Source organism: Streptomyces sp. NPDC037410, assembly GCF_055602235.1.
Genome location: NZ_JBVJWR010000001.1, coordinates 479,473 through 503,263 on the forward strand (window position 1 = coordinate 479,473; position 23,791 = coordinate 503,263).

General features: G+C 71.3%; 22 protein-coding genes and 1 pseudogene. 11 read left to right on the plus strand and 12 right to left on the minus strand.

Annotation, left to right across the window (positions count from 1 at the left end; translation table 11 throughout):
- Window positions 1–52: 52 nt before the first annotated feature.
- From ACZ7HT_RS02215 to ACZ7HT_RS02245, 7 genes are all read right to left on the minus strand, one after another.
- A complete protein-coding gene (locus ACZ7HT_RS02215) occupies window positions 53–523 on the minus strand; it encodes a bifunctional DNA primase/polymerase (protein WP_471158800.1) in 471 nt (156 codons plus the stop codon).
- 114 nt (window positions 524–637) lie between these two features.
- Window positions 638–2,056 (minus strand): NAD(P)/FAD-dependent oxidoreductase, encoded by a 1,419-nt coding sequence (locus ACZ7HT_RS02220; protein ID WP_471158802.1) that lies wholly within the window; start codon window positions 2,054–2,056, stop codon window positions 638–640.
- Window positions 2,057–2,092: 36 nt separating this feature from the next.
- Window positions 2,093–2,887: an ABC transporter permease gene (locus ACZ7HT_RS02225; protein WP_471158804.1), complete on the minus strand. Its 795-nt coding sequence runs from the start codon at window positions 2,885–2,887 to the stop codon at window positions 2,093–2,095.
- Entirely contained in the window at window positions 2,887–3,819 is a 933-nt protein-coding gene (locus ACZ7HT_RS02230) for an ABC transporter permease (RefSeq protein WP_471158806.1), read from the minus strand. Before ACZ7HT_RS02230 ends, ACZ7HT_RS02225 begins: the two co-directional genes overlap by 1 nt.
- Entirely contained in the window at window positions 3,816–4,985 is a 1,170-nt protein-coding gene (locus ACZ7HT_RS02235; protein WP_471158808.1) for an ABC transporter ATP-binding protein, read from the minus strand. Before ACZ7HT_RS02235 ends, ACZ7HT_RS02230 begins: the two co-directional genes overlap by 4 nt.
- 43 nt (window positions 4,986–5,028) lie before the next feature.
- The gene (locus tag ACZ7HT_RS02240; protein WP_471158810.1) at window positions 5,029–6,276 is read right to left on the minus strand and encodes an ABC transporter substrate-binding protein; all 1,248 of its coding nucleotides are present in this window, start codon (window positions 6,274–6,276) and stop codon (window positions 5,029–5,031) included.
- 51 nt (window positions 6,277–6,327) lie between these two features.
- Window positions 6,328–7,842 carry a gamma-aminobutyraldehyde dehydrogenase gene (locus ACZ7HT_RS02245; RefSeq protein ID WP_471158812.1) on the minus strand — a complete coding sequence of 505 codons (1,515 nt, stop codon included), beginning with the start codon at window positions 7,840–7,842 and terminating at the stop codon, window positions 6,328–6,330.
- A 175-nt stretch (window positions 7,843–8,017) separates the two neighbouring features.
- Here ACZ7HT_RS02245 and ACZ7HT_RS02250 point away from each other — a divergent pair, with 175 nt between their 5' ends.
- Window positions 8,018–8,566, plus strand: coding sequence for an NADAR family protein (locus ACZ7HT_RS02250; protein ID WP_471158814.1), 549 nt, complete (start codon window positions 8,018–8,020; stop codon window positions 8,564–8,566).
- 54 nt (window positions 8,567–8,620) lie between these two features.
- Here ACZ7HT_RS02250 and ACZ7HT_RS02255 read toward each other — a convergent pair whose 3' ends face one another.
- A complete protein-coding gene (locus ACZ7HT_RS02255) occupies window positions 8,621–9,289 on the minus strand; it encodes a DUF4190 domain-containing protein (RefSeq protein WP_471158816.1) in 669 nt (222 codons plus the stop codon).
- 75 nt (window positions 9,290–9,364) lie between these two features.
- On the opposite strand from ACZ7HT_RS02255, the gene ACZ7HT_RS02260 reads away from it, so the two are divergent.
- The 5 genes and pseudogenes from ACZ7HT_RS02260 to ACZ7HT_RS02280 all read left to right on the plus strand — a co-directional run bounded on the left by ACZ7HT_RS02260 (window position 9,365) and on the right by ACZ7HT_RS02280 (window position 14,296).
- Complete coding sequence (locus tag ACZ7HT_RS02260) at window positions 9,365–10,396, plus strand: adenosine deaminase (RefSeq protein ID WP_471158818.1); 1,032 nt, start codon at window positions 9,365–9,367, stop codon at window positions 10,394–10,396.
- 19 nt (window positions 10,397–10,415) lie between these two features.
- Window positions 10,416–11,105, plus strand: coding sequence for a glycerophosphodiester phosphodiesterase (locus tag ACZ7HT_RS02265; protein ID WP_471158820.1), 690 nt, complete (start codon window positions 10,416–10,418; stop codon window positions 11,103–11,105).
- 46 nt (window positions 11,106–11,151) lie between these two features.
- Window positions 11,152–12,300: a sensor histidine kinase gene (locus ACZ7HT_RS02270; protein ID WP_471158822.1), complete on the plus strand. Its 1,149-nt coding sequence runs from the start codon at window positions 11,152–11,154 to the stop codon at window positions 12,298–12,300.
- Window positions 12,297–13,018, plus strand: a pseudogene (locus tag ACZ7HT_RS02275) (response regulator); the annotation flags it as partial. The gene ACZ7HT_RS02270 and the pseudogene ACZ7HT_RS02275, both read left to right, overlap by 4 nt.
- Before the next feature lie 102 nt (window positions 13,019–13,120).
- A complete protein-coding gene (locus tag ACZ7HT_RS02280; protein ID WP_471159040.1) occupies window positions 13,121–14,296 on the plus strand; it encodes a serine hydrolase domain-containing protein in 1,176 nt (391 codons plus the stop codon).
- A 67-nt stretch (window positions 14,297–14,363) separates the two neighbouring features.
- Here the strand turns inward: ACZ7HT_RS02280 and ACZ7HT_RS02285 are convergent, their stop codons facing one another.
- The 3 genes from ACZ7HT_RS02285 to ACZ7HT_RS02295 form a co-directional block, all read right to left on the minus strand.
- Window positions 14,364–14,894 (minus strand): HXXEE domain-containing protein, encoded by a 531-nt coding sequence (locus ACZ7HT_RS02285; protein WP_471158824.1) that lies wholly within the window; start codon window positions 14,892–14,894, stop codon window positions 14,364–14,366.
- 12 nt (window positions 14,895–14,906) lie between these two features.
- Complete coding sequence (locus ACZ7HT_RS02290) at window positions 14,907–16,070, minus strand: ABC transporter substrate-binding protein (protein WP_471159042.1); 1,164 nt, start codon at window positions 16,068–16,070, stop codon at window positions 14,907–14,909.
- A gap of 144 nt (window positions 16,071–16,214) precedes the next feature.
- Window positions 16,215–17,651, minus strand: a complete 1,437-nt coding sequence (locus tag ACZ7HT_RS02295) for a gamma-aminobutyraldehyde dehydrogenase (RefSeq protein ID WP_471158826.1) — start codon at window positions 17,649–17,651, stop codon at window positions 16,215–16,217.
- Window positions 17,652–17,856: 205 nt separating this feature from the next.
- Here ACZ7HT_RS02295 and ACZ7HT_RS02300 point away from each other — a divergent pair, with 205 nt between their 5' ends.
- The 5 genes from ACZ7HT_RS02300 (at window position 17,857) to ACZ7HT_RS02320 (ending at window position 23,071) form a co-directional block, all read left to right on the plus strand.
- Window positions 17,857–18,348: an Lrp/AsnC family transcriptional regulator gene (locus ACZ7HT_RS02300; protein ID WP_181924492.1), complete on the plus strand. Its 492-nt coding sequence runs from the start codon at window positions 17,857–17,859 to the stop codon at window positions 18,346–18,348.
- Window positions 18,333–19,712 carry an aspartate aminotransferase family protein gene (locus ACZ7HT_RS02305; protein ID WP_471158829.1) on the plus strand — a complete coding sequence of 460 codons (1,380 nt, stop codon included), beginning with the start codon at window positions 18,333–18,335 and terminating at the stop codon, window positions 19,710–19,712. The genes ACZ7HT_RS02300 and ACZ7HT_RS02305 overlap by 16 nt, the downstream gene beginning before the upstream one ends.
- Before the next feature lie 206 nt (window positions 19,713–19,918).
- Window positions 19,919–20,647: an ABC transporter ATP-binding protein gene (locus ACZ7HT_RS02310; RefSeq protein WP_471158831.1), complete on the plus strand. Its 729-nt coding sequence runs from the start codon at window positions 19,919–19,921 to the stop codon at window positions 20,645–20,647.
- The gene (locus ACZ7HT_RS02315) at window positions 20,629–21,780 is read left to right on the plus strand and encodes a hypothetical protein (protein WP_471158833.1); all 1,152 of its coding nucleotides are present in this window, start codon (window positions 20,629–20,631) and stop codon (window positions 21,778–21,780) included. Before ACZ7HT_RS02310 ends, ACZ7HT_RS02315 begins: the two co-directional genes overlap by 19 nt.
- Window positions 21,781–21,934: 154 nt before the next feature.
- A complete protein-coding gene (locus ACZ7HT_RS02320) occupies window positions 21,935–23,071 on the plus strand; it encodes an LOG family protein (RefSeq protein WP_471158835.1) in 1,137 nt (378 codons plus the stop codon).
- A gap of 6 nt (window positions 23,072–23,077) precedes the next feature.
- On the opposite strand, the gene ACZ7HT_RS02325 is transcribed toward ACZ7HT_RS02320, so the two are convergent.
- Window positions 23,078–23,725 (minus strand): dihydrofolate reductase family protein, encoded by a 648-nt coding sequence (locus ACZ7HT_RS02325; protein ID WP_471158837.1) that lies wholly within the window; start codon window positions 23,723–23,725, stop codon window positions 23,078–23,080.
- Window positions 23,726–23,791: the final 66 nt, after the last annotated feature.

Sequence of the window (23,791 nt, forward strand, 5' to 3'; positions counted from 1 at the left end):
CATGGTCCAGACCAATCGAGTGGTCAAGACCTCTGTCCGGCCCGGAGCCCCTTCAGTGCGGACCCTCCCCCCTGGCCAGCCGACCCGCCGCCTCGTGCATCGCCAGTTCCAGGAGCGAGGCGTCGGTGAGGGTGCCCAGGCCGTCGGGCGCCACCAGCCAGCGCACCCGGCCGGTGACCCGCCCCGGGTACGGGGCGACGATCCAGGTGCCGGCGCCCGCGCCGCGCACACCGGTGCCGAGCCAGCGGGCGGCGGTTCCCGGGGGGACGAAGAAGCCCATCCGGGCCTCGCCGAAGTCGGCCAGGACGGGTCCCGGCCGGTCGACGAGCCGGGTCAGCACGTCGAGCGTGGGATAGCCGAGCTCGCCCGGCAGGATCAGCACGTCCCAGCGCCGGCCGGCGGGCAGCAGCGCGACCCCGTGCGGGTTGCGCTCCCACTCCCACCGGCAGGCGTCCGGATCCGGTGCGACCGAGACCAGCCACTCGACCGCGGCCTTGGCGCCAGAAGCCCCCGTACCAGTCATCGCGACGTTCTCCTTCCGTGTGGACCGGATGTCCACACGGAGAGAGCGGGTACGGGGGCTTCTCTTACGCGGCTTCGACCACGAACCGAGAGTGACCTGCGTCACATCGCGGGGTCAGCTGTCGAAGCCGAGGCCCAGCTTGTCCATCGTCTTCAACCACAGGTTCCGCCGGCCGCCGTTCTCGTCGGCGCGGGCGAGCGACCACTTGGTGATGCCGATGCCGGCCCAGGCGACGGGCTCGGGCGGGAAGGGCAGCGGCTTGGAGCGGACCATCTCCAGGTCGGTGCGCTCGGTCCGCTCCCCCGCGAGCAGGTCGAGCATGACGTCGCCGCCGAAGCGGGTCGCGCCGACGCCGAGGCCGGTGAACCCGGCCGCGTACGCCACCTTCCCTTGGTGCGCCGTGCCGAAGAAGGCCGAGAAGCGCGAGCAGGTGTCGATCGCGCCGCCCCAGGCGTGGCTGAAGCGGAGCCCCTCCAGCTGCGGGAAGCAGCGGAAGAAGTGCTCGGCCAGCTTGAGGTACGTCTCCGGGCGGTGGTCCATCTCCGACTGCACCTTGCCGCCGTAGCGGTAGATGGCGTCGTAGCCGCCCCACAGGATGCGGTGGTCGGCGGTGATCCGGAAGTAGTGGAACTGGTTCGCGGAGTCGCCGAGCCCCTGCCGGTTCTTCCAGCCGACGGAGGCGAGCTGCTCGGGGCTGAGCGGCTCGGTCATCAGGGCGTAGTCGTAGACCGGGACGGTGTACGCGCGGACGCGCCTGACCAGCGACGGGAAGACGTTGGTGCCGAGCGCGACGCGACGGGCGACGACCTTGCCGTACGGGGTGCGGACGCCCATGCCGGCGCCGACCGAGACCAGTTGCAGACCGGGGGTGTTCTCGTAGATCCGGACGCCCAGGTCGAGGCAGGCCTTCTTCAGGCCCCAGGCCAGCTTGGCCGGGTGGACCATGGCGACGCCGCGCTTGTCCCACATGCCGCCGAGGAAGGTCGGCGAGTCGACCTCGGCCCGCACGGCGGCCTGGTCCAGGAACTCCAGGCCGTCGGCGAGACCGATCCGGTTCGCCTCCTCGTACCACTCGTGGAGCTCCTCCACCTGGTACGGCTCGGTGGCGACGTCGATCTCGCCGGTGCGCTCGAACTCGCAGTCGAGCCCGTAGCGGGCCACGGTCTCCTCGATGGCGTCGAGGTTCCGCTCACCCATCCGCTCCAGCCGCGACAGCTCGCCCGGCCAGCGGGCGAGCCCGTTGCCGAAGCCGTGGGTGAGGGAGGCGGCGCAGAAGCCTCCGTTGCGGCCCGAGGCGGCCCAGCCCACCTCGCGGCCTTCGATCAGTACGACATCCCGGGAGGGGTCGCGCTCCTTGGCGAGGAGCGCGGTCCACAGTCCGCTGTATCCGCCGCCGACCACGAGGAGATCGGTCTTCTCGGTGCCGGCGAGGGCGGGCAGGGCTCCGGGCTTGCCGGGGTCTTCCAGCCAGAAGGGGACGGGCTGGGCGTCGGAGAGAGATTGTGCAGCGAGACGCATGGCGACTGGGGCCATGGTTTCCAACTCCTTCGGTGCCTGACCTCTGAACGGTCAGGCGGTTGCTGTCTTCTTGCGCCGGTTCGTGATGATCTGCCCGGCCATGACCATCAGTACCGCGATGACGAACATCGCCGTGCCGATGACGTTGATCTGAACGGGGGTGCCGCGCTGCGCCGAGCCCCAGACGAACATGGGGAAGGTGACGGTGGAGCCCGCGTTGAAGTTGGTGATGATGAAGTCGTCGAACGAGAGCGCGAAGGCGAGCAGCGCACCGGCCGCGATGCCGGGCGCGGCGATCGGCAGGGTCACGCGCAGGAAGGTCTGCGCGGGTCCCGCGTAGAGGTCGCGCGCGGCCTCCTCCAGGCGCGGGTCCATGGACATGACCCGGGCCTTGACCGCCGTCACGACGAACGACAGACAGAACATGATGTGGGCGATCAGGACCGTCCAGAAGCCCAGCTCGACGCCCATGTTGAGGAAGAGCGTGAGCAGGGAGGCGGCCATGACGACCTCGGGCATCGCCATCGGCAGGAAGATCAGCGAGTTGATCGCGCCGCGCGCCCGGAAGCGGTAGCGGACCAGCGCGAAGGCGATCATCGTGCCGAGGACGACCGCTCCGAACGTCGCCCAGGCGGCGAGCTGGAGCGAGAGCGAGAGCGACTCGCACATGTCGGCGACGCCGCAGGGGTCCTTCCAGGCGTCGAGCGAGAACTCCTGCCAGGAGTAGTTGAAGCGTCCCTTCGGCTTGTTGAAGGAGAACGCCATCACGACGATGTTGGGCAGGATCATGTACGCGAGCGTCAGCAGGCCCGCGATGACGACGAGGTTGCGTCGTACCCAGCGCATCAGACCAGGTCCTCCGTTCCGGCACGGCGGATGTACACGGTGACCATGCCGAGCACGATCGCCATGAGGATGAAGGAGAGCGCGGCGGCCGTCGGGTAGTCGAGCACCCGGAGGAACTGCGACTGGATGACGTTTCCGACCATCTTGGTGTCGGTGGAGCCGAGCAGTTCGGCGTTGACGTAGTCGCCGCTCGCCGGGATGAACGTGAGCAGGGTGCCGGAGACGACGCCGGGCATCGACAGCGGGAAGGTCACCTTGCGGAAGGTGGTCGCCGGGGAGGCGTACAGGTCCTGCGCGGCCTCGTGCAGCCGGCCGTCGATCCGCTCCAGGGACGTGTAGAGGGGCAGGATCATGAAGGGCAGGAAGTTGTACGTGAGACCGGTGACCACCGCCATCGGGGTGGCCAGGACGCGGTCGCCCTCGGTCCAGCCGAGCCAGCTGGTCACGTCCAGGAAGTGCAGGGCGTTCAGCGCCTGCACCACGACGCTGTCGTCGGCCAGGATCGTCTTCCACGCGAGCGTGCGGATGAGGAAGCTGGTGAAGAACGGCGCGATGACGAGGACGAGGAGCAGGTTCCGCCAGCGGCCGGCCTTGAAGGCGATCAGGTACGCCAGCGGGTAGCCGAGCAGCAGGCAGAGCAGGGTCGCGGTCCCGGCGTACAGCAGGGAGCGGACGAACTGCGGCCAGTACTCCTGGAAGGCGTCCCAGTAGGTCTGGAAGTGCCAGGTGACCTCGAAGCCCTTCTCCAGGGAGCCGGTCTGCACGGAGGTCGAGGCCTGGTAGACCATCGGCAGCGCGAAGAAGACGAGCAGCCAGATGATGCCGGGCAGCAGCAGCCAGTACGGGACGAGCCGCTTGCGGGTGGAGGGCTTGCGCAGAACCGGTTCCTCTATCGGGTCCGCCGCCTCTTTCGTGAGCGTGGACGTACTCATCCGGCGTCCTCCACCGTCTCCACGCCCGCGTCGATGTCCTGGGCCGCGTCGAGCCCGAAGGTGTGCGCCGGGTTCCAGTGCAGGACGACCTCGGCGCCGGGGACCAGACGCGTGTCCCGCTCGATGTTCTGCTCGTACACCTGGAGCTCCGCGCCCGCCGGCGAGTTCACCACGTACTGGGTGGAGACCCCGATGAAGGAGGAGTCGACGATCCGGCCGGTCACCCGGTTGCGGCCGTCGGCGATCGTGCCCGCGTCGTCGGCGTGCGCGAGCGAGATCTTCTCCGGGCGGACGCCCACGAGCACCTTGCCGCCCTGGCGGACGGCGGAGGTACAGCGGCCGCCGGGCACCTTGAGCTTGCCGCCGCCGGCCGTGACGAGCACGTCGGTGCCGGTCTCCAGGACCTCGGCCTCGATGAGGTTCGAGGTGCCGAGGAAGTTGGCGACGAAGGTGGTCTGCGGGTTCTCGTACAGGTCGGCGGGGTTGCCGAGCTGCTCGACCCGGCCGCCGTTCATCACCGCGACCTGGTCGGCCATCGTCATGGCCTCCTCCTGGTCGTGGGTGACGTGCACGAAGGTGATGCCGACCTCGGTCTGGATCCGCTTGAGCTCCAGCTGCATCTGGCGGCGCAGCTTGAGGTCGAGGGCGCCGAGCGGCTCGTCGAGGAGCAGCACCTGCGGGTGGTTGATGAGCGCGCGGGCCACGGCGACGCGCTGCTGCTGGCCGCCGGAGAGCTGGTGCGGCTTGTGGTGGGCCTTGTCGCCGAGCTGGACGAGCTCCAGCATGTCGTCGACCTGCTTCTTCACCGACTTGATGCCGCGGCGGCGCAGGCCGAAGGCGATGTTCTCCGTGATGTCCATGTGCGGGAAGAGCGCGTAGGACTGGAAGACGGTGTTGACCGGCCGCTTGTAGGGCGGGAGGTCGGTGACGTCCTTGTCGCCGAGGAAGACGGTGCCGGTGCTCGGGTCCTCCAGGCCGGCGATCATGCGCAGCGTGGTGGTCTTGCCGCAGCCGGAGGCGCCGAGCAGGGCGAAGAAGGAGCCCTGCGGGACGGTCAGGTCCAGCGGGTGGACGGCGGTGAACGAGCCGTACGACTTGCTGATCCCGGTGAGACGGACGTCGCCGCCGCCCGTGTTCTTTCCAGTGTGAGCAGTGTTGTCAGTCATGGGTTGTGGTCCCAGGGAGTGAGAGAGGTGGACGAGGCCGGACTCAGGCGCCGATGAGCTTGGCGAACTTCTCCTCGTACGCCGTCTCCTCCGCGCTGGTGAGCGAGCGGAAGGCGTGCGACTTCTTGGCCATGGCCTTGTCCGGGAGGATCAGCTTGTTGCCGGCGAGCTCGGGGTCGATCTTGGTGAGCTCGTCCTTCACCCCGTCGACGGGGCAGACGTAGTTGATGTACGCGGCGAGCTGGGCGGCGGCGGGAAGCTCGTAGTAGTAGTCGATGAGCTTCTCGGCGTTCGTCTTGTGCCGGGCCTGCGCGGGGACGAGCAGGTTGTCGCTGGAGGTGAGGTAACCGGCCGCCGGGATGGCGTACTTGATGTCCGGGTTGTCCGCCTGGAGTTGGATGATGTCGCCGGCCCAGGCGAGGCAGGCCGCGATGTCGCCCTTGTCCAGGTCGGAGGTGTAGTCGTTGCCGGTGAAGCGGCGGATCTGCTTCTTGTCGACGCCCTTCTGGAGGCGGCCGATCGCCGCGTCGTAGTCGGCGTCCGTGAACTTCCCGGGGTCCTTGCCCATGTCGAGCAGGGTCATGCCGATGGAGTCGCGCATCTCGGTGAGGAAGCCGACCCGGCCCTTGAGCGAGGGGTCGTCGAGGAGCTGGGTGACCGAGTCGACCTTCTTGCCGCCGGTCGCCTTGACGTTGTAGGCGATGACGGTCGAGATGCCGGTCCAGGGGTACGAGTAGGAGCGGCCCGGGTCCCAGTCGGGGCGGCGGAACTGCGCGGACAGGTTCGCGTACGCGTTGGGGAGGTTGGCCGGGTCGAGCTTCTGCGCCCAGCCGAGCCGGATGATGCGGGCGGCGAGCCAGTCGGTGACGCAGATCAGGTCGCGGCCGGTGTCCTGGCCGGCCGCGAGCTGCGGCTTGATCTTGCCGAAGAACTCGACGTTGTCGTTGATGTCCTCGGTGTACTTGACCTTGATCCCGGTGCGCTTCGTGAACGCCTCCAGGGTCGGGCGGGACTTCTCGTCCTCGCTGACGTCCATGTACTCGGTCCAGTTGGAGAAGGCGACGGTCTTCTCCTTGGCCGACACGTCGATGGACGCGGGCCCCTGGCCCTCCCGCTTGGCCGGCGGGATGCCGCAGGCGCTCAGGCCGGCGAGACCGCCGACCGTGAGCGCCCCGACGCCGCCCGCGCGCAGCATCGAACGGCGGGTGAGGGCGCCCCGGCCGCTCGTCATGCTGCGCCGTATCGCCGCCAGCTGCGCCGCGGACAGGCTGTCGGGCTCGTACTGCTCCATGCGCTGTGCCCTTTCGGGATGGGTGGGGCCGCTGGTCGGGCGGCGGAGTTGTTATCGGTCCCCGAAGATCGTGCGGTGCCAGTCCTTGGCCGGCACCGCCGTGTTGTCGAACATCACGTGCTTGACCTGCGTGTACTCCTCGAAGGAGTACGCCGACATGTCCTTTCCGTAACCGGAGGCCTTGGTGCCGCCGTGGGGCATCTCGCTGATGATCGGGATGTGGTCGTTGACCCACACGCATCCCGCCTTGATCTCCCGTGTGGCCCGGTTGGCCCGGTAGACGTCTCGGCTCCAGGCGGAGGCCGCGAGGCCGTAGGGGGTGTCGTTGGCGAGCCGGATGCCCTCGTCGTCGCCGTCGAAGGGCAGGGCCACCAGGACCGGACCGAAGATCTCCGACTGCACGACCTCGCTGTCCTGTGCGGCGCCGGTGATCAGGGTGGGACGGTAGTATGCGCCGTTCTTGAGCTCTCCACCAGGGGCTTCGCCGCCGGTGACGACGGTGGCGTAGCCGCGGGCGCGCTCGACGAAGCCGGCGACGCTGTCGCGGTGGCGGTGGCTGACGAGCGGACCGAGGTCGGTGCCGGGCGCGAAGGGGTCGCCGACGCGGACGGTCTCCATGAGTTCGGCGACGCGGGCGACGAAGGCGTCGAAGAGCGGACGCTGGACGTACGCGCGCGTGGCGGCGGTGCAGTCCTGGCCGCTGTTGATGAGGGAGGCGGCGACGGCACCCTGTGCGGCGGCCTCCAGGTCGGCGTCGTCGAAGACGAGGAACGGGGCCTTGCCGCCGAGTTCGAGGTGGAGCCGCTTCACGGTGGAGGTGGCGACCTCGGCGACCCGCTTGCCGACCGGGGTGGAGCCGGTGAACGAGGTCATGACGACGTCGGGGTGGCCGACGAGGTGCTCGCCGACGACCCGCCCGGAGCCGCTGACGATGTTGACGACACCGTCGGGGATGCCGGCCTCCTTCGCCGCCATCGCGAACATCAGCGAGGTCAGCGGGGTGATCTCGGCCGGCTTGAGGACGATCGTGTTGCCGGCGGCGATCGCCGGGAGGATCTTCCAGGCGGCCATCTGGAGCGGGTAGTTCCAGGGGGCGATGGAGCCGACGACGCCGATCGGCTCGCGGCGGATGTACGAGGTGTGGTCGCCGCTGTACTCGGCGGCCGACTGGCCCTGGAGGTGGCGGGCGGCCCCGGCGAAGAAGGCCGCGTTGTCGATCGTGCCGGGCACGTCGAACTCGGTGGTCAGCTTGAGCGGCTTGCCGCACTGGAGCGACTCGACGCGGGCGATGTCCTCCGCCCAGTCGGCGAGGACGCCGGCGAGGCGGTGCAGCGCGTCGGAGCGCTCGCCCGGGGTGGCGGCCGCCCAGCCGGGGAAGGCGGCCTTGGCGGCGGCGACGGCCTCGTCCACGTCGGCGGTGGAGGCGAGCGTGTACGTGTAGACGCTCTCGCCGGTCGCCGGGTCGATCACGCTGTGTTCCTGATCCGAGGTTCCGGCGCGGAGCCTTCCGCCGATGTACTGCGCGCCGTCCGCGAAGCGGTCGGTCACCTGGAAGCGGTTGGTCATGACGCTCTCCGTTGTCCCAGCTCGAATTGAGTGCCGATCCTGACAGAGTGAGACGCACGCAACAAGGGATTCCGTTGTTGCCTTTTGGTTACGCGACGGAATCGGTCGACCATGTGTCGAGGTGGCCGGAAAATCTCCGTACGGAATGTCTGTGGTGGCTGCCAGACTCGCATGTATGACCAAGATCGAAGAGCTGACGCAGCAGGTCACGCGTGGTGACCGTGTGAAATGGCTGCACTTCTGGGGGCACCGTCCGCACCCCGACGGGCGCCTTTCGGCAAGCTGTCTCAGCCAGTGGTGGCCGGCGCGCTTCACGGTCGACGGAGTGGCGTACGCGACCGCCGAGCACTGGATGATGGCGGCCAAGGCCCGCCTCTTCCGGGACGCGGACGCCGAGCGGGCCGCGCTGACCGCCCGTACCCCCGCGGAGGCCAAGAACGCCGGGCGCCTCGTGCGGGGCTTCGACGAGGCCGTCTGGGAGCGGGAGCGCTTCGGGATCGTCGTCGAGGGCAGCGTCCAAAAGTTCTCCTCGGACGAGGCCCTGCGCGCGTACCTGGTCGGCACGGGCGAGCGCGTCCTCGTGGAGGCCAGCCCGCTGGACCGCGTCTGGGGCATCGGCCTCGCCGCGGACGACCCCCGCGCCCACGACCCGGCCCGCTGGCGCGGGCTCAATCTGCTCGGCTTCGCGCTCATGGAGGCGCGGGCGCGGCTGCGCGCCGGGTGACACGCAGAGGGGCCCCGCACCGGTGAGGTGCGGGGCCCCTTCGCGGGCGCCGGCTCAGCGGGGAGCGCTGAGGGACGTGCCCGTCGACGACCAGGAGTCGTTGCCGCTGTCGCTCCACTCGTCCGCGTGCGTCGCGAGGACGATGATGAGCGCGAGGCCCGCGAGGCCGAGGGCGATGCCGATGGAGCCGAGCACGATGCCGGTGACGGCCTGCCCCTTGTTGTTCGCCTCGCCCCGCAGGTGCCGCTTGCGGCCCACGATGCCGAGCGGCAGCGCGATCCCGCCCAGGATCAGGCCGAGGATGCCGTACGAGCAGAGGGAGAGGGCGACGGCGCAGATGCCCAGCACCATCGCGGCCACGCCCATCCCGTTGTTCGGCGGCTGCTGCCAGCCGGGCTGACCGTATCCCGGGGCCGGGTAGCCGTACCCGGTGACGACGGGGGGCGTCGGGGCCGGCGGATAGCCGTACGCGCCGGACGTGTTCGCCGCCGGGTAGCCGTACCCGGGCGTGACCGCCGGGCCGCCGGGGGCGACCGGCGGCGGCGGGACGTCCCCGCCCGGAGCTCCCGGCGCGGCCGGGAAGGACGTCATGGTCGGCTGGTCGTGCACCGGCGAGGGCGACGGCGTCGCCGGCTTGCTGAGTTCCACCCCGTCGCGGTTCGGCGGAGCCCATGGGTCGGTCGGGTCGTACCCGCCCTGCGACTGGTCTCGGTTGTCAGACATGGGCCTCCCCCATCGTGGTCACGTCATGCTACGGCCTCCCTCCTGGGAGGGCCGCGCCCGGCCTACGATGACCCGATGACCGATCTCCACCCTTTCATCGCGGGACTCCCCAAGGCCGAGCTGCACGTCCACCACGTCGGCTCCGCCTCGCCGCGGATCGTCGCCGAGCTCGCGGCCCGGCACCCCGACTCCAAGGTCCCGACGGACCCTGAGGCGCTCACCGACTACTTCACCTTCACGGACTTCGCGCACTTCATCGACGTCTACCTGTCGGTCGTCGACCTGGTCCGCACCCCCGAGGACGTCCGGCTGCTGACCTTCGAGGTCGCCCGTGACATGGCCCGGCAGAACATCCGCTACGCCGAGCTGACCATCACCCCGTACTCCTCCACCCGCCGCGGCATCGACGAGCGCGCCTTCATGGCGGCGATCGAGGACGCCCGCAAGGCCGCCGAGGCCGAGTTCGGCACCGTCCTGCGCTGGTGCTTCGACATCCCCGGCGAGGCCGGCCTGGTCTCCGCCGAGGAGACCGCACGGCTCGCCACCACCGACGGGCTGCGCCCGGAGGGCCTGGTCTCCTTCGGCCTCGGCGGCCCGGAGATCGGCGTGCCGCGCCCGCAGTTCAAGCCGTACTTCGACCTGGCCCGCGCGGCCGGGCTGCACTCCGTCCCGCACGCCGGCGAGACGACCGGCGCGCAGACCGTCTGGGACGCGATCCGCGAGCTCGGCGCCGAGCGCATCGGCCACGGCACCAGCTCCGCCCAGGACCCGGAGCTCCTCGCGTACCTCGCCGAGCACCGGATCGCCCTGGAGGTGTGCCCGACGTCGAACATCGCGACCCGGGCCGTCGCCGACCTGGAGGAGCACCCGATCCGGCAGTTCGTCGACGCCGGGGTGCTCGTCACGATCAACAGCGACGACCCGCCGATGTTCGGCACGGACCTCAACAACGAGTACGCCGTCGCCGCCCGTCTCCTCGGCCTCGACGAGCGCGGTCTCGCCGCCCTCGCCAAGAACGCGGTGGAGGCCTCCTTCCTGGACCCGGCCGGCAAGGCCCGGATCGCGGCCGAGATCGACACGTACACGAACGACTGGCTGGCTCGCTGAGGGCGAAGAGAATGGGGCCATGCGCTCCGTCACTGTCGTAGGCCATCGCGGCGATCCGTACCGCGTCCGTGAGAACACGCTCCCCTCGATCGCCTCGGCGATCGAGCGGGGGGCGGACGCCGTCGAGATCGACGTCCGGCTGACGAAGGACGGCGTGCCCGTCCTCCTCCACGACGACACCCTGAAGCGGCTGTGGCGCCACGACCGGCCGCTCGCGGAGCTGCCGTACGAGCAGCTGCGCGAGTTGACCCGCGACGGCGTGCCGACCCTCCGCGAGGCGCTGCAGACCGCCGGGGACCACCGGCTGATGCTGGACCTGCCGGGCGGGAACGAGGACTCGGTCCGCCGGATCGTCGGCACGGTCCGCGAGTGCGGGGCCGGGGAGCGCGTCTACTACTGCGCGGGCGCCGTCGCCATGCTCCAGGTCCGGGCCGCCGACCCGGCCGCGGAGATCGCCCTGACGTGGACCTCGCTCGCCCCGCCCCGGCGGGTGCTGCTCGACGCCGTGCGGCCGCACTGGCTCAACTACCGTTTCGGCCTGGTGAGTCGGGAGCTCGCCGAGCGGGTGCACCGGGACGGGCTGCTCGTCTCGGCCTGGACGGCGGACACCGCGCGGACCATGCGTAAGCTGATCGGGAACGGAGCCGACTCGGTCACCACGAACCGGCCCGACACCCTCGCCGCCCTGCTGCGAAAGGCCCGCGCGTGAACCACCGGATCACCCACCCGACCCTGGAACCGGAGCCGGGCGGCTGATGGGCATACGGGGGGATGTACGCAGCGGGTGGGAGCGGGCTCGGACCTGGGGCGCGGCGAACCCGTGGGCGGTGGACACCGGGATCGCGCTGCTCGTGCAGGCGGCGATGACGATGCCGTTCGTGGTGCCGCGCGGGCCCGAGCTCGAACCGGCGACCTGGCCGGCGTACGGGCTGACCACGCTGACCGTGGTGCCGCTGGTCTGGCGGCGGCGCGCGCCGCTCGCCGTGCTGCTCGCGGTCCTGGCGGCGAGCGCGCTGTACAAGCTGGCCGTGGAGGGCCCCGGGCAGCCGCTGCCGTACACCGGGCTGGTCTGCGTCTACACGATCGCCGCGCTCTCTCCGGCGTGGCAGCGGTTCACGACGGCGGGGCTCATGGTGGTCGCGGTGCCGGCCTCGGTGTGGCTCAACACCCAGTCGGCGCGCGAACTCACCTTCTCCCTCTTCGTGTTCGGCGCCGCCTATGTCTTCGGGCGGCTCACGGACGCCCGGCAGCGGGCGCAGCGGGTGGAGGCCGAGCGGGTCGCCGCGAGCGAACGGGTCAGGATCGCACGGGAGATGCACGACATCCTGTCGCACGCGGTGAGCCTGATGGTCGTGCAGGCGGAGGCGGGCCCGGTCGCGGTGCGGGCCGCCCCGGAGCGCGCGGAGGCGGCGTTCGAGGCGATCTCGCAGACGGGCCGGGAGGCGATGACGCAGCTGCGGCAGATGCTGGGGCTGCTGCGCGAGGGCGGCGAGTCGGCGGCTCCGCGCGAGCCCGCGCCGGACCTCGCCGACCTGCCCGGCCTGTTCGAGCGGGTGCGGACGGGCGGTCTGGCCGTCGGGTACGCGACGGAGGGCGGGGTGCGGGCGCTGCCCGCGGCGACCGGGGCGAGCGTCTACCGGATCGTGCAGGAGGCGCTGACGAACGTGGTGAAGCACGCCCGGGCGCGTACGGTCGACGTGCGGCTCGCGCACGCGGACGGCGTCCTGCGGGTCACGGTGACCGACGACGGGCGCGGCCCGCAGGGCGGTCCTGGCGGGCACGGTCTGGTGGGCATCAGGGAGCGGGCCGCCGCGCACGGCGGGACGGCGGAGACGGGCCCTGGGCCCGGCGGCCGGGGGTTCGAGGTGCGGGTGCTGCTGCCCGTACGGGAGGGGGAGGTATGACGATCCGGGTGGTGGTGGCGGACGACCAGGAACTGGTCCGCAGCGGCTTCGCGATGATCCTGGACGCGCAGCCGGACATCGAGGTGGTCGCGGAGGCCGGGGACGGCGCGGAGGCCGTCGAGGCGGTGCGCCGGCTCGCGCCGGACGTGGCGCTGCTCGACATCCGGATGCCCCGGACGGACGGCATCGAGGCCTGCCGGGCGATCAGCGCGGGGTCCGCCTGCCGGACGGTGATGCTGACGACCTTCGACACCGACGCGTACGTGTACGAGGCGCTGCACGCGGGCGCGAGCGGTTTCCTCCTCAAGGACGTGCGCCGGGACGACCTGGTGCACGCGGTACGGGTGGTGGCGGCGGGCGACTCGCTGCTCGCGCCGTCCGTGGCGCGGCGGCTCGTGGAGCAGTACACGGCGGGCGGGCCGCGCAGGACACGGGGAGAAGGAGCGGGTGGCGCCGATCCGCGGCTTGACGTCCTCACCGGGCGGGAGCGCGAGACGCTGCTGCTGCTCGCGCGGGGCCTGTCGAACGCGGAGATCGCGGCGGAGCTGGTGGTCAGCGACCACACGGTGAAGACGCACGTGGGGAACGTGCTGTCCAAGCTGGGGCTGCGGGACCGCATCCAGGCGGTGATCTGCGCGTACGAGACGGGTCTGGTCGCGGCGGGCTCTCCCCCGCCCGGGGGATGAGCCGGCCCGGTTCCTCCCCCGCGCCGGGGAGGAACCGGGCCGCCGAAGACCGCCGGTTCGGGCGATCCGCGGATCGCCGCTGGTCAGCAGGATGGAGTCATCGAGAACAACGGCTCACACCCACGGAGTTGACCATGCGGAAGTCCACCCGCACCCTGCTCGCCGCCGCCCTGGTCCTGGGCGTCGCCGCCGACCCCGCCCTCACCCCCGCCTTCGCGGCGGAGCAGCCGGCGGTGTCCGCCCCGCAGGCCGCGCAGGCCTCCCCCGCCGATCTGTCGGCGGTCATCGCGGGCCTCCCCCGCGCCGACGCGACGGCCGCGCTCGTCCGGGTCGGCGGCACCGAGGGTTCCTGGCAGGGCAGCGCGGGCGTCCACGACCTGGAGACGAACGCCCCCGCGGACCCGGCCGCCCGCTTCCGGGCCGGTTCGGTGACGAAGGTGTTCACGGCGGCGACCGTCCTCCAGCTGGCCGCCGAGGGCCGGATCGACCTGGACCGGACGGCCCGCTCGTACCTCCCGGATCTCATCCCCGGCGAGTACGCGACGGTGACCGTGCGGCAGCTCCTGAACCACACCCACGGCATCCCGGCCGCCGACATGCCGGGCGAGACGGTCGAGGAGTGGTACGCGCACCGCTTCGACGTCCACACCCCGGAGGAGCTGGTCCGCTCGGCGACGGCGCAGCCGCGCGAGTTCGAGCCCGGCACGAACCAGCACTACCTGAACATCGGGTACACGATCGCCGGCCTGATCGTGGAGCGGGTCACGGGCGACTCGTACGAGCACCAGGTGGAGCGGCGGATCCTGAGGCCGCTCGGCCTGCGGAACACGTACTTCCCGCGCGGGGCGGCCGGGATCACCGGCCCGTACAACCACGGCTACCAGACGATGCAGCTCGGCGACGGCACGACCGGCCTGCGTGACGTCTCGGAGTGGGGGACGTCGGAGGCCTGGGCCGCCGGGGACCTCGTCTCGACCACCGCCGACCTGGAGCACTTCACGAAGGCCCTGTTCAAGGGGCGTGTGGTGCGCGGTCGGCTCCTGGAGGAGATGTTCACGCTCCCGAAGGTCCCCGACGCCCAGTCGGGCGACCCGGCCGCGTACTCCGTCGGCCTGTCGATGAAGAAGCTCGGCGGCCGCGAGGTCTGGGGCAAGACCGGCGGCCGCTGGGGCTACAACACGGCCATCGCCTCGACCCGCGACGGCGCCCGCACGCTCGTCTACAGCGTCAACGCCACCGACGCCAAGGGCCAGGACATGAACAAGACGGCCCTGCGCCTGATGGTGGCGGCCTACGGCCTGCCGGACTAGGCGGGGCGCACGCCGCCGGACGAAGAGCCTGTTGGTGCATCCGAGGTGCGGTCCGCCACCCGCGCGTTCAGAACCGCCCCGCGAGCCTCCGTCCGACGCCGTGCGCCACCACCGTCGCCCCCGCCGCCACCGCGAGGCCCGCCGCCACTCCCCCGGGCCTGACCGGCCGCAGCACGCCGGCCCGGCGCAGCCGGCCGCGGGCCCACAGGGAGAAGGGGATGACGACGAGCGGCGAGGTCGCCGCGCCGGGCGTCACGTCGCGCGCCACGGCGGCCTGCGCGAGGTGGACGAGGCCGTGGAGCCCGAAGCCGGTCACCGCCCCCTGGTAGAAGCCGGACCGGCCGCCGGAGCGCGCGCCCGACACGGCGGCCGAGGCGACGATCACCGCCATCACCCCGACGGCGGCGGCGAATTCCCGCTCGTCGACGGACTCCATCGCCTTCCACACCCGCTCCGGCACGCCGGGGAAGCGCTCGCGCAGGCCCGGCAGGTTCTCCCGGAGCCAGCGCGGGCCGCGTGCGAGCTCTTCGGCGTCGTGCACGGCCCAGGCGAGGAACAGACCATAGGTGACGAGGGGGTTGAGGCGTGTGTCCGTCATGATCGTCTCAACTCACAGGCCCACGATCGAGTTCCACCGCTTGGCGAACTCCTGGCGCTCCTCGGTGGTGATGTCCCGGGCGATGGCGAGCCGGCCCCGCATGTCGGCGTCGGGGAAGATCAGCGGGTCCTCGGCGAGCGCCACGAGCTCCTCGTCACCGGAGTCGGCGAGGACCTTCTGGGCGGCCGGCACCGGGCAGACGTAGTTGACCCAGGCGGCGAGTTCGGCGGCGACCTCGGGCTCGTAGTAGTAGTCGACGAGCTTCTCGGCACTGGTCTTGTGCTGGGCGAGGTTGGGGATCATGAGGGACTCGGCCCACAGTTCGGCGCCCTCCTCGGGGACGACGAACTCGATGTCCGGGTTGTCGGCCTGGAGCTGGATGACGTCGCCGGAGTACGCCTGGCAGGCCAGGACGTCGCCGGTGGACAGGTCCTTGATGTAGTCGTTGCCGGTGAAGCGCCGGATGTGCTTCTTCCGGACGAGCCCCTCGATCTGCTCGCACAGGGCGTGGAAGTCGTCACCGGTCCACCGGGTCACGTCGACGCCCCTGCCCAGCATGAGCAGGGCGAAGGACTCGTCGAGCCCGGACAGCAGGGTGACCTTGCCGCGCAGGTCGTCGGCCCAGAGCTCCTGGGTGGAGCGCAGTTCCCGGCCGAGCTTCTTCCGGTTGTACGCGATGCCGGTGATCCCGGACTGCCAGGGCACGCTGTGCAGCCGGCCGGGGTCGAAGGCGGGCGACTCCAGCTGCGGGTCGAGGTGCCGCGCGACGTTCGGCTGGGCGGCGCGGTCCATCTCCTGGACCCAGCCGAGGCGGACGAAGCGGGCGGCCATCCAGTCGCTGACGACGATCAGATCGCGCCCGGTCTCCTGGTGGTTCATCAGGGAGGGGCTGATCTTGCCGAAGAACTCGTCGTTGTCGTTGATCTCCTCGGTGTACCGGACGGAGATGCCGGTGCGCTTCCGGAAGGCGTCCAGGGTCGGCCGCTTCGACGTGTCGTCGTCATCGGTGTCGATGTACAGCGGCCAGTTGGCGAAGTCGAGGGTGCGGTCGCGGGCCGAGAGGTCGCGCCCGGCCCGGTCGCCCTCCTCGACGTAGGCGGCGGGGACCCCGCATCCGGCGAGCAGGGTCGCGGCCCCCACGCCGCCGAAGCCGCGCAGCAGGGTCCGGCGGGACAGGTGTTTCCTGGCAGTCGCTCTCACCCGTGCAGCATCGCGGCCCGCCGCGAGCTGCGGCAATGGACGGTCCGTCGAGCGACGGCGCGCGGCCCCGACACCCTGTCGATCAAGGTGTCGGGGCCGCGCGCCGGGTCCGGGCGGGGATCAGCCCAGGGAGGTCATGACGTGCTTGATGCGCGTGTAGTCCTCGAAGCCGTAGGCGGAGAGGTCCTTGCCGTAGCCGGACTTCTTGTAGCCGCCGTGGGGCATCTCGGCGACGAGCGGGATGTGGGTGTTGATCCACACGCAGCCGAAGTCGAGGGACTTGGACATGCGCATCGCGCGCGCGTGGTCCTTGGTCCAGACGGAGGAGGCGAGGGCGTACTCGACGCCGTTCGCGAACTCCAGGGCCTGCGCCTCGTCCGTGAAGGACTGGACGGTGATGACCGGGCCGAAGACCTCGTTCTGGACGATCTCGTCGTCCTGCTTGAGGCCGGAGACGACGGTCGGGGCGTAGAAGTAGCCCTTGTCGCCGACGCGGTGACCGCCGGCCTCGACCTTGGCGTGGGCCGGGAGGCGCTCGATGAAGCCGGTGACCTGCTTCAGCTGGTTGGCGTTGTTCAGCGGGCCGTAGAGCACGTCCTCGTCGTCCGGCTGACCGGTCTTGGTCTCGGACGCGGCCTTGGCGAGCGCGGCGACGAACTCGTCGTGGATGGACTCGTGCACGAGCACGCGGGTGGCGGCGGTGCAGTCCTGGCCGGCGTTGAAGTAGCCGGCGACGGCGATGTCCTCGACGGCCTTCTCGATGTCGGTGTCCTCGAAGACGACGACCGGGGCCTTGCCGCCCAGCTCCAGGTGGACGCGCTTGACGTCCTTGGCCGCCGACTCGGCGACCTGCATGCCGGCGCGGACCGAGCCGGTGATGGAGGCCATCGCCGGGGTCGGGTGCTCGACCATGGCCTTGCCCGTCTCGCGGTCGCCGCAGACGACGTTGAAGACGCCCTTGGGGACGATCTGGCCGATGATCTCGGCCATCAGGACGGTCGACGCGGGGGTCGTGTCCGAGGGCTTGAGGACGACGGTGTTGCCCGCGGCGAGCGCCGGGGCGAACTTCCACACGGCCATCATCATCGGGTAGTTCCACGGCGCGACCTGCGCGCAGACGCCGACCGGCTCGCGGCGGACGATGGAGGTCATGCCCTCCATGTACTCGCCGGCCGAGCGGCCTTCGAGCAGCCGGGCGGCACCGGCGAAGAAGCGGATCTGGTCCACCATCGGCGGGATCTCTTCGCTGGCGGTGAGGGCGACCGGCTTGCCGGTGTTCTGGACCTCGGCGGCGATGAGCTCCTCGGCGCGCTCCTCGAAGGCGTCGGCGATCTTGAGGAGCACCTTCTGGCGCTCGGACGGCGTGCTGTCACGCCAGGCGGGGAAGGCCGCGGCGGCGGCCTCCATGGCGGCGTCGACGTCGGCCTGCCCGGAGAGCGGGGAGGTGGCGTACACCTCACCGGTGGCCGGGTTGATCACGTCGATGGTGCGGCCGTCGGCCGCGTCGCGGAACTCCCCGTTGATGTAGTTACGCAGCCGGCGCAGCTCGGTGGTCACTTGCCACCCCTCCTGTCACGTTCTGTCTTCGCACGTCCTTGTGCGGTGTCCCGATGGGCGAGACACCTCAGCCTAGTCGCTCCACTGACGCTTTCAACAGCCCCGACCCCTCGTACCTTCGGATTCAGTAAGATCCAGAGCACTTCACAACGAATTTCATCAGTCTGGGCTTGCACGACTGCCCATCTCGGTGCACAGTGAAGTCGTGGCAAGTCAAAGCAACCACTCAAGAACCGGAACCGGTTCGTCCCCGACGATCGACGCCGTCTCCCTGGCGATCATCGAGCAGCTCCAGGAGGACGGCCGCCGCCCCTACGCGGCGATAGGAAAGGCCGTCGGCCTCTCCGAAGCCGCCGTGCGGCAGCGCGTCCAGAAGCTGCTCGACCAGGGCGTCATGCAGATCGTCGCCGTCACCGACCCGCTCACCGTGGGTTTCCGACGGCAGGCGATGGTCGGCATCAACGTCGAGGGTGACCTGGATCCGGTCGCGGAGGCACTGACGGCCATGGCCGAGTGCGAGTACGTGGTGATGACCGCGGGCTCCTTCGACCTCATGGTGGAGGTCGTCTGCGAGGACGACGACCACCTGCTCGATGTGATCAACAAGCGGATCCGCACGCTCCCCGGCGTGCGCTCCACCGAGAGCTTCGTCTACCTCAAGCTCAAGAAGCAGACCTACATGTGGGGAACTCGATAATCGTGACCCAGGACCTGTCCAAGACCGCGTACGACCACCTGTGGATGCACTTCACCCGCATGTCGTCCTACGAGAACAACCCCGTCCCCACCATCGTCCGCGGTGAGGGCACCTACATCTTCGACGACAAGGGCAAGCGCTACCTCGACGGTCTCGCGGGTCTCTTCGTGGTCAACGCCGGTCACGGCCGCCGTGAGCTGGCCGAGGTCGCGTACAAGCAGGCCCAGGAGCTCGCGTTCTTCCCCGTGTGGTCGTACGCGCACCCCAAGGCCGTCGAGCTCGCCGAGCGTCTCGCCGACTACGCCCCGGGCGACCTCAACAAGGTCTTCTTCACCACCGGTGGCGGCGAGGCCGTCGAGACCGCCTGGAAGCTCGCCAAGCAGTACTTCAAGCTGCAGGGCAAGCACACCAAGTACAAGGTCATCTCGCGTGCGGTCGCCTACCACGGCACCCCGCAGGGCGCCCTGTCGATCACCGGCCTGCCGGCCCTGAAGGCCCCCTTCGAGCCGCTGGTCCCCGGCGCGCACAAGGTGCCGAACACCAACATCTACCGCGCCCCGATCCACGGCGACGACCCCGAGGCCTTCGGCCGCTGGGCCGCCGACCAGATCGAGCAGCAGATCCTCTTCGAGGGCCCCGAGACCGTCGCGGCCGTCTTCCTGGAGCCCGTGCAGAACGCCGGCGGCTGCTTCCCGCCGCCGCCCGGCTACTTCCAGCGCGTCCGCGAGATCTGCGACCAGTACGACGTGCTGCTCGTCTCCGACGAGACGATCTGCGCCTTCGGCCGCCTCGGCACGATGTTCGCCTGTGACAAGTTCGGCTACGTGCCGGACATGATCACCTGCGCCAAGGGCATGACCTCGGGCTACTCCCCGATCGGCGCCTGCATCGTCTCGGACCGCATCGCCGAGCCGTTCTACAAGGGCGACAACACCTTCCTGCACGGCTACACCTTCGGTGGCCACCCGGTGTCGTCGGCGGTCGCGATCGCCAACCTCGACATCTTCGACAAGGAAGGCCTGAACCAGCACGTGCTGGACCAGGAGGGCAACTTCTTCAACACCCTGAAGAAGCTGCACGACCTGCCGATCGTCGGCGACGTCCGCGGCAACGGCTTCTTCTACGGCATCGAGCTCGTCAAGGACAAGGTCACCAAGGAGTCCTTCAACGACGAGGAGGTGGAGCGCGTCCTGTACGGCTTCCTCTCCAAGGCGCTGTACGACAACGGCCTGTACTGCCGCGCCGACGACCGTGGCGACCCGGTCATCCAGCTGGCGCCGCCGCTGATCGCGGACCAGTCCACGTTCGACGAGATCGAGCAGATCCTCCGCGCCACCCTCACCGAGGCGTGGGCCAAGCTCTGATCTCCGACGAGCATCACGCCGCCCTCACGGCGTGACCCCCACGGCCCGGGCATGCCGCCATCCGAGTGGATGGCGGCGGCCCGGGCCGTGTGCTGTCCGTACAACCGGATCTGAATCCTTACGGTGCCGAGTGACCGACAGGCCCGTCCCTTCGTTCCCCCGGGCGGGGGAAGGCGAGAATCGGATCCGACATCGAGGTGTACGCGATGGCCCCACCGGACAACGACGTGCTCTGGGCGCGTTCCCTGCACTGCACCCTGGGCGGTTCGGAGGCGCTCAGTGGCGTCTCCCTCGGCGTCCGCGAAGGAGAGATCCTCGCCGTCGTCGGCCCCCGCGGCAGCGGCAAGACCACCCTGCTGCGCTGCCTCTCCGGCCAGCTCACCGCCCAGCAGGGCGAGGTCTGGTTCAACAGCGGCCCCGTCCACACCCTGACCCCCGCCCAGCGCGAGCGGCTCCGGCGCGACCGCTTCGGCTGGATCGACCCCGAGCCCGGCCTCGTCCCGGAGCTCACCGGCTGGGAGAACACCGCCCTGCCGCTGCTGCTCCGCGGCACCTCCCACCGGGCCGCGAAGACCGCCGCCCAGGAGTGGCTGGAGCGGCTCGACATCGGCGGCTGCGCCCGCAAGCGGCCGCACGCCCTCACCCAGTCCCAGCGCCAGCGGATCGCGATCGCCCGCGCCCTGGTCACCACCCCGTCGGTCCTCTTCGCCGACGAACCGACCGCCACCCTGCACCGGGCCGACGGCGCGCAGGTCCTGCGCACCCTCGCGGCCGCGGCCCGCTCGCACGGCATCACCGTGCTCCTCGCCACCCACGACGGCGAGGTCGCGGCGCTCGCCGACCGCGGCATCGCCCTCCTCGACGGACGCAGGGTCGCCGCCGTACCCCCGGCATCAGGGGCGGAGGGCGTCGCCGCGTGCTCGCTCTCCGTCTAGCCCGCGGGACCCACCCCCTCGTCCTGACGCGCCGGCTCCTCGTCGCCGCCGCGGCCGCGGGGGTGGGCTTCCTCCTGCTCTGCACCCTCGGATACGCCGTCGGGCACCCGGCGCAGTCCTCGGCCTCCGTGCTGCGGCTGCTCTGGTGCGTGCTGCCGCTCGCCGCGACCGTCCAGTTCGCCGTCGCGGTGGCCCGCACCGACCCCAGCACCCGGCCGCGCCCCGGACTCTCCGCCGTCGGCCTCGGCCCCACCCGGCTCACGGCGATCGCCGCCGCCTCGACGGCCGTCGCCTGCACGCTCGGCTCCGTGGTCGCGCTCCTGTTCTACCTGCACCTGCGCGGCGACATCACCGGCCTGCCCTTCGACGGCGCCGCCGCCGGGCTCCTCGCCGCCGACCAGCCGATCCCGCTCGCGGCCGCCCTCACCCTGCTCGCCGTCCTGCCGGTCGTCGCCACCACCGCGGCCGGCCTGGCGCTGCGGCCCCGCACCGCACCCGCCGCGCCCGAGGGCGCAGAGAAGGCGATGCCGTCCGGGCTGCCCTGGGGCGTCGCCCTCGTCGCGGTCGGCCTGGCCATCGAGACGTACGCGGCCCAGAGCACCTCCCGGAGCGGCCTCCCGCTTCCGGGCGGCTTCGACGGCAACCCCGCGGGCGTCCTCGCCGGCTGGATCCTCACCGCCGTGGGCCTCGCCCTGGCGGGCCCCGGCCTCACCCACGGCTGCGGCCGGCTCCTCCAGGCGGTCCGGCCGGGCGCCACCCGGCTGCTCGCCGGCCGCGTCCTGATGGACGAGTCCCGCCGTATCGGCCGCCCGCTCGGGGTGGTCAGCGCCGTGCTCTCCGGCACCCTCGCTGCGGCCGAGCTGTACGGGGCGGAAGGCGGCTCCGAGGCCTTCGGCCCGCTCACCGGCCTCGGCGCGGCCCTCGTCCTGGCCTGCACCACCGCGACGCTGCTGACCGCCACCCTCGAATCCCGGCAGGGCCGCACCCACACCACCGAGGCCCTCCTGCGCATCGGCGCCCCGCCCACCGTCCTGCGCACGGCGGCCCTGCTGCGCGCCGGCGCACTCCTCGCCGTCTTCGTCCCGCTGACCTGGGCGGTCGCGGAACTGGCAGCCGCGCCACTGCGCGGCTGAGCGCTCCGGACGAGGTGTTCCGCCGCCCGAACGGCGGGACGCCCCCTCGCGGCTGAGCGCTCCGGACGAGGGTGTTCCGCCGGCCCGACCGGCGGGACGCCCCCCGGACGGCCGCCGAGGGGCCGCCCGCGACGGCGGCCCCTATCGTGGGCCCATGGCGACGCTCCCCCCGGCACACCGCCCGCCCGGACCGCGCGGGCACGCACGCGAGATCCACACCCTCGCCGAGTTCGACGCGGCGGTCGCCCGCCCCGGCTCGCTCGCCGGACAGCGCGTCCAGTCGATCGACCTCACCGGCCGGACCTTCGCCCTGCTCACCGCCGTCACCACCGAGGCCGTCTTCCTCGGCTGCCCCATGGAGCCGGAGGCCGCCGCCAAGGTCCGCGCCGACGGGGCCCTCGTCTTCCCGCCCGTCCCCGAGCTGCCCTTCGACCCCTACCGGGCGCGGCTCTACACGCCCGGGGAACTCTTCGAGGGGATCACCGAGGGCGGCTACGAGCAGACGCCGGACTTCCGCTCGTACGCGTGGTTCGGCCGGACCAGGGCCGACGGCGACATCCTCTCCTCGATGCTCCGCTCCCTCCACGACGACGCCGTCTCCGACGCCCTCGACGAACTCCTCGACGGGGCCGGGGTCGTCGGCGTCATGGGCGGGCACGCGATGGGCCGGGGCACGGAGGCGTACGCGGGCGCGGCCCGGCTCGGCAGGACGCTGGCCCGCGCCGGTCTCACGGTGGCGACCGGCGGCGGCCCCGGCGCGATGGAGGCCGCGAACCTGGGCGCGTACCTCGCCCCGTACGAGGACGAGGCCCTCGCCTCCTCGCTCGACCTGCTCTCCAAGGCCCCGTCGTTCACGCCCTCGGTGACGGACTGGGCCCGCGCCGCCTTCGCGGTACGGGCCCTGTGGCCGCACGGCGGGGACTCGGTCGGCATCCCCACCTGGTTCTACGGCCACGAGCCGCCGAACCCCTTCGCCGCGCACATCGCCAAGTACTTCGCGAACGCCACCCGGGAGGACGGCCTCCTCGCCCGCTCGACGGCGGGCGTCGTCTTCCTGCCGGGGGCGGCGGGCACGGTTCAGGAGATCTTCGACAACGCGACCCCGAACTACTACGCCTCCCGGGGCGACCCGACCCCCATGGTCCTGGTGAACCGCGCCCACTGGACCACGACGCTCCCGGCCTGGCCGCTCCTGGAATCCCTCGCCGGGAACCGCCCGATGGCCCTGCGCATCGCCCTGGTCGACTCGATCGACGAGGCCCCGGAGGCGCTGGAGCGCCTCGGGCGGTAGCCGGACCTACTTCCGCCAGAACAGGTGGTGCGTCACCTGGCCGCTCGGGCTGGGCACCACGTCGCGGTGGAACCGGTCGAGCAGCTCGTCGGGCGAGTCCCAGAGCTTGACGCCCGCCCCGAGCTTCACCGGCGACACCGCGACGTGCAGGGTGTCGACGAGATCGGCGTCGAGGAACTCCCGGATCGTGGTGGCGCCGCCGCCGAGCCGGACGTCCTTGCCCTGCGCGGCCTCACGCGCCATGTCGAGCGCCGTCGCCGGGTCGGCGTCGACGAAGTGGAAGGTGGTGTCGGAGAGCGTGAACGACGGGCGCGGGTGGTGGGTCAGGACGAACACCGGCGTGTGGAACGGCGGCTCCTCGCCCCACCAGCCCTTCCAGTCCTCGTTCTCCCAGGGCCCGCGCTGGGGCCCGAACTTGTTGCGGCCCATGATCTCGGCGCCGATGCCGTGGTGGAAGTCCCGCGTCAGGTAGTCGTCGAGGCCCCGGCTGCCGCCGGGGTCGGTGCGGTTGGGCCAGCTCGCCGTGGCGCCGGCCCAGGAGAACATCGCGGCGGGATCCGCGTGCCCGAACGGCCGCTCCAGACTCTGGCCCTCCCCCGTACCGAATCCGTCGGACGAGACCATGAAGTTCTGCACTTTGAGCAACTGGCCCATGGGTGTTCCTCCTGCGTGGTCGAACAAGAAACGACGAACAAGAAACGTCGAACACCAAGCAGACTC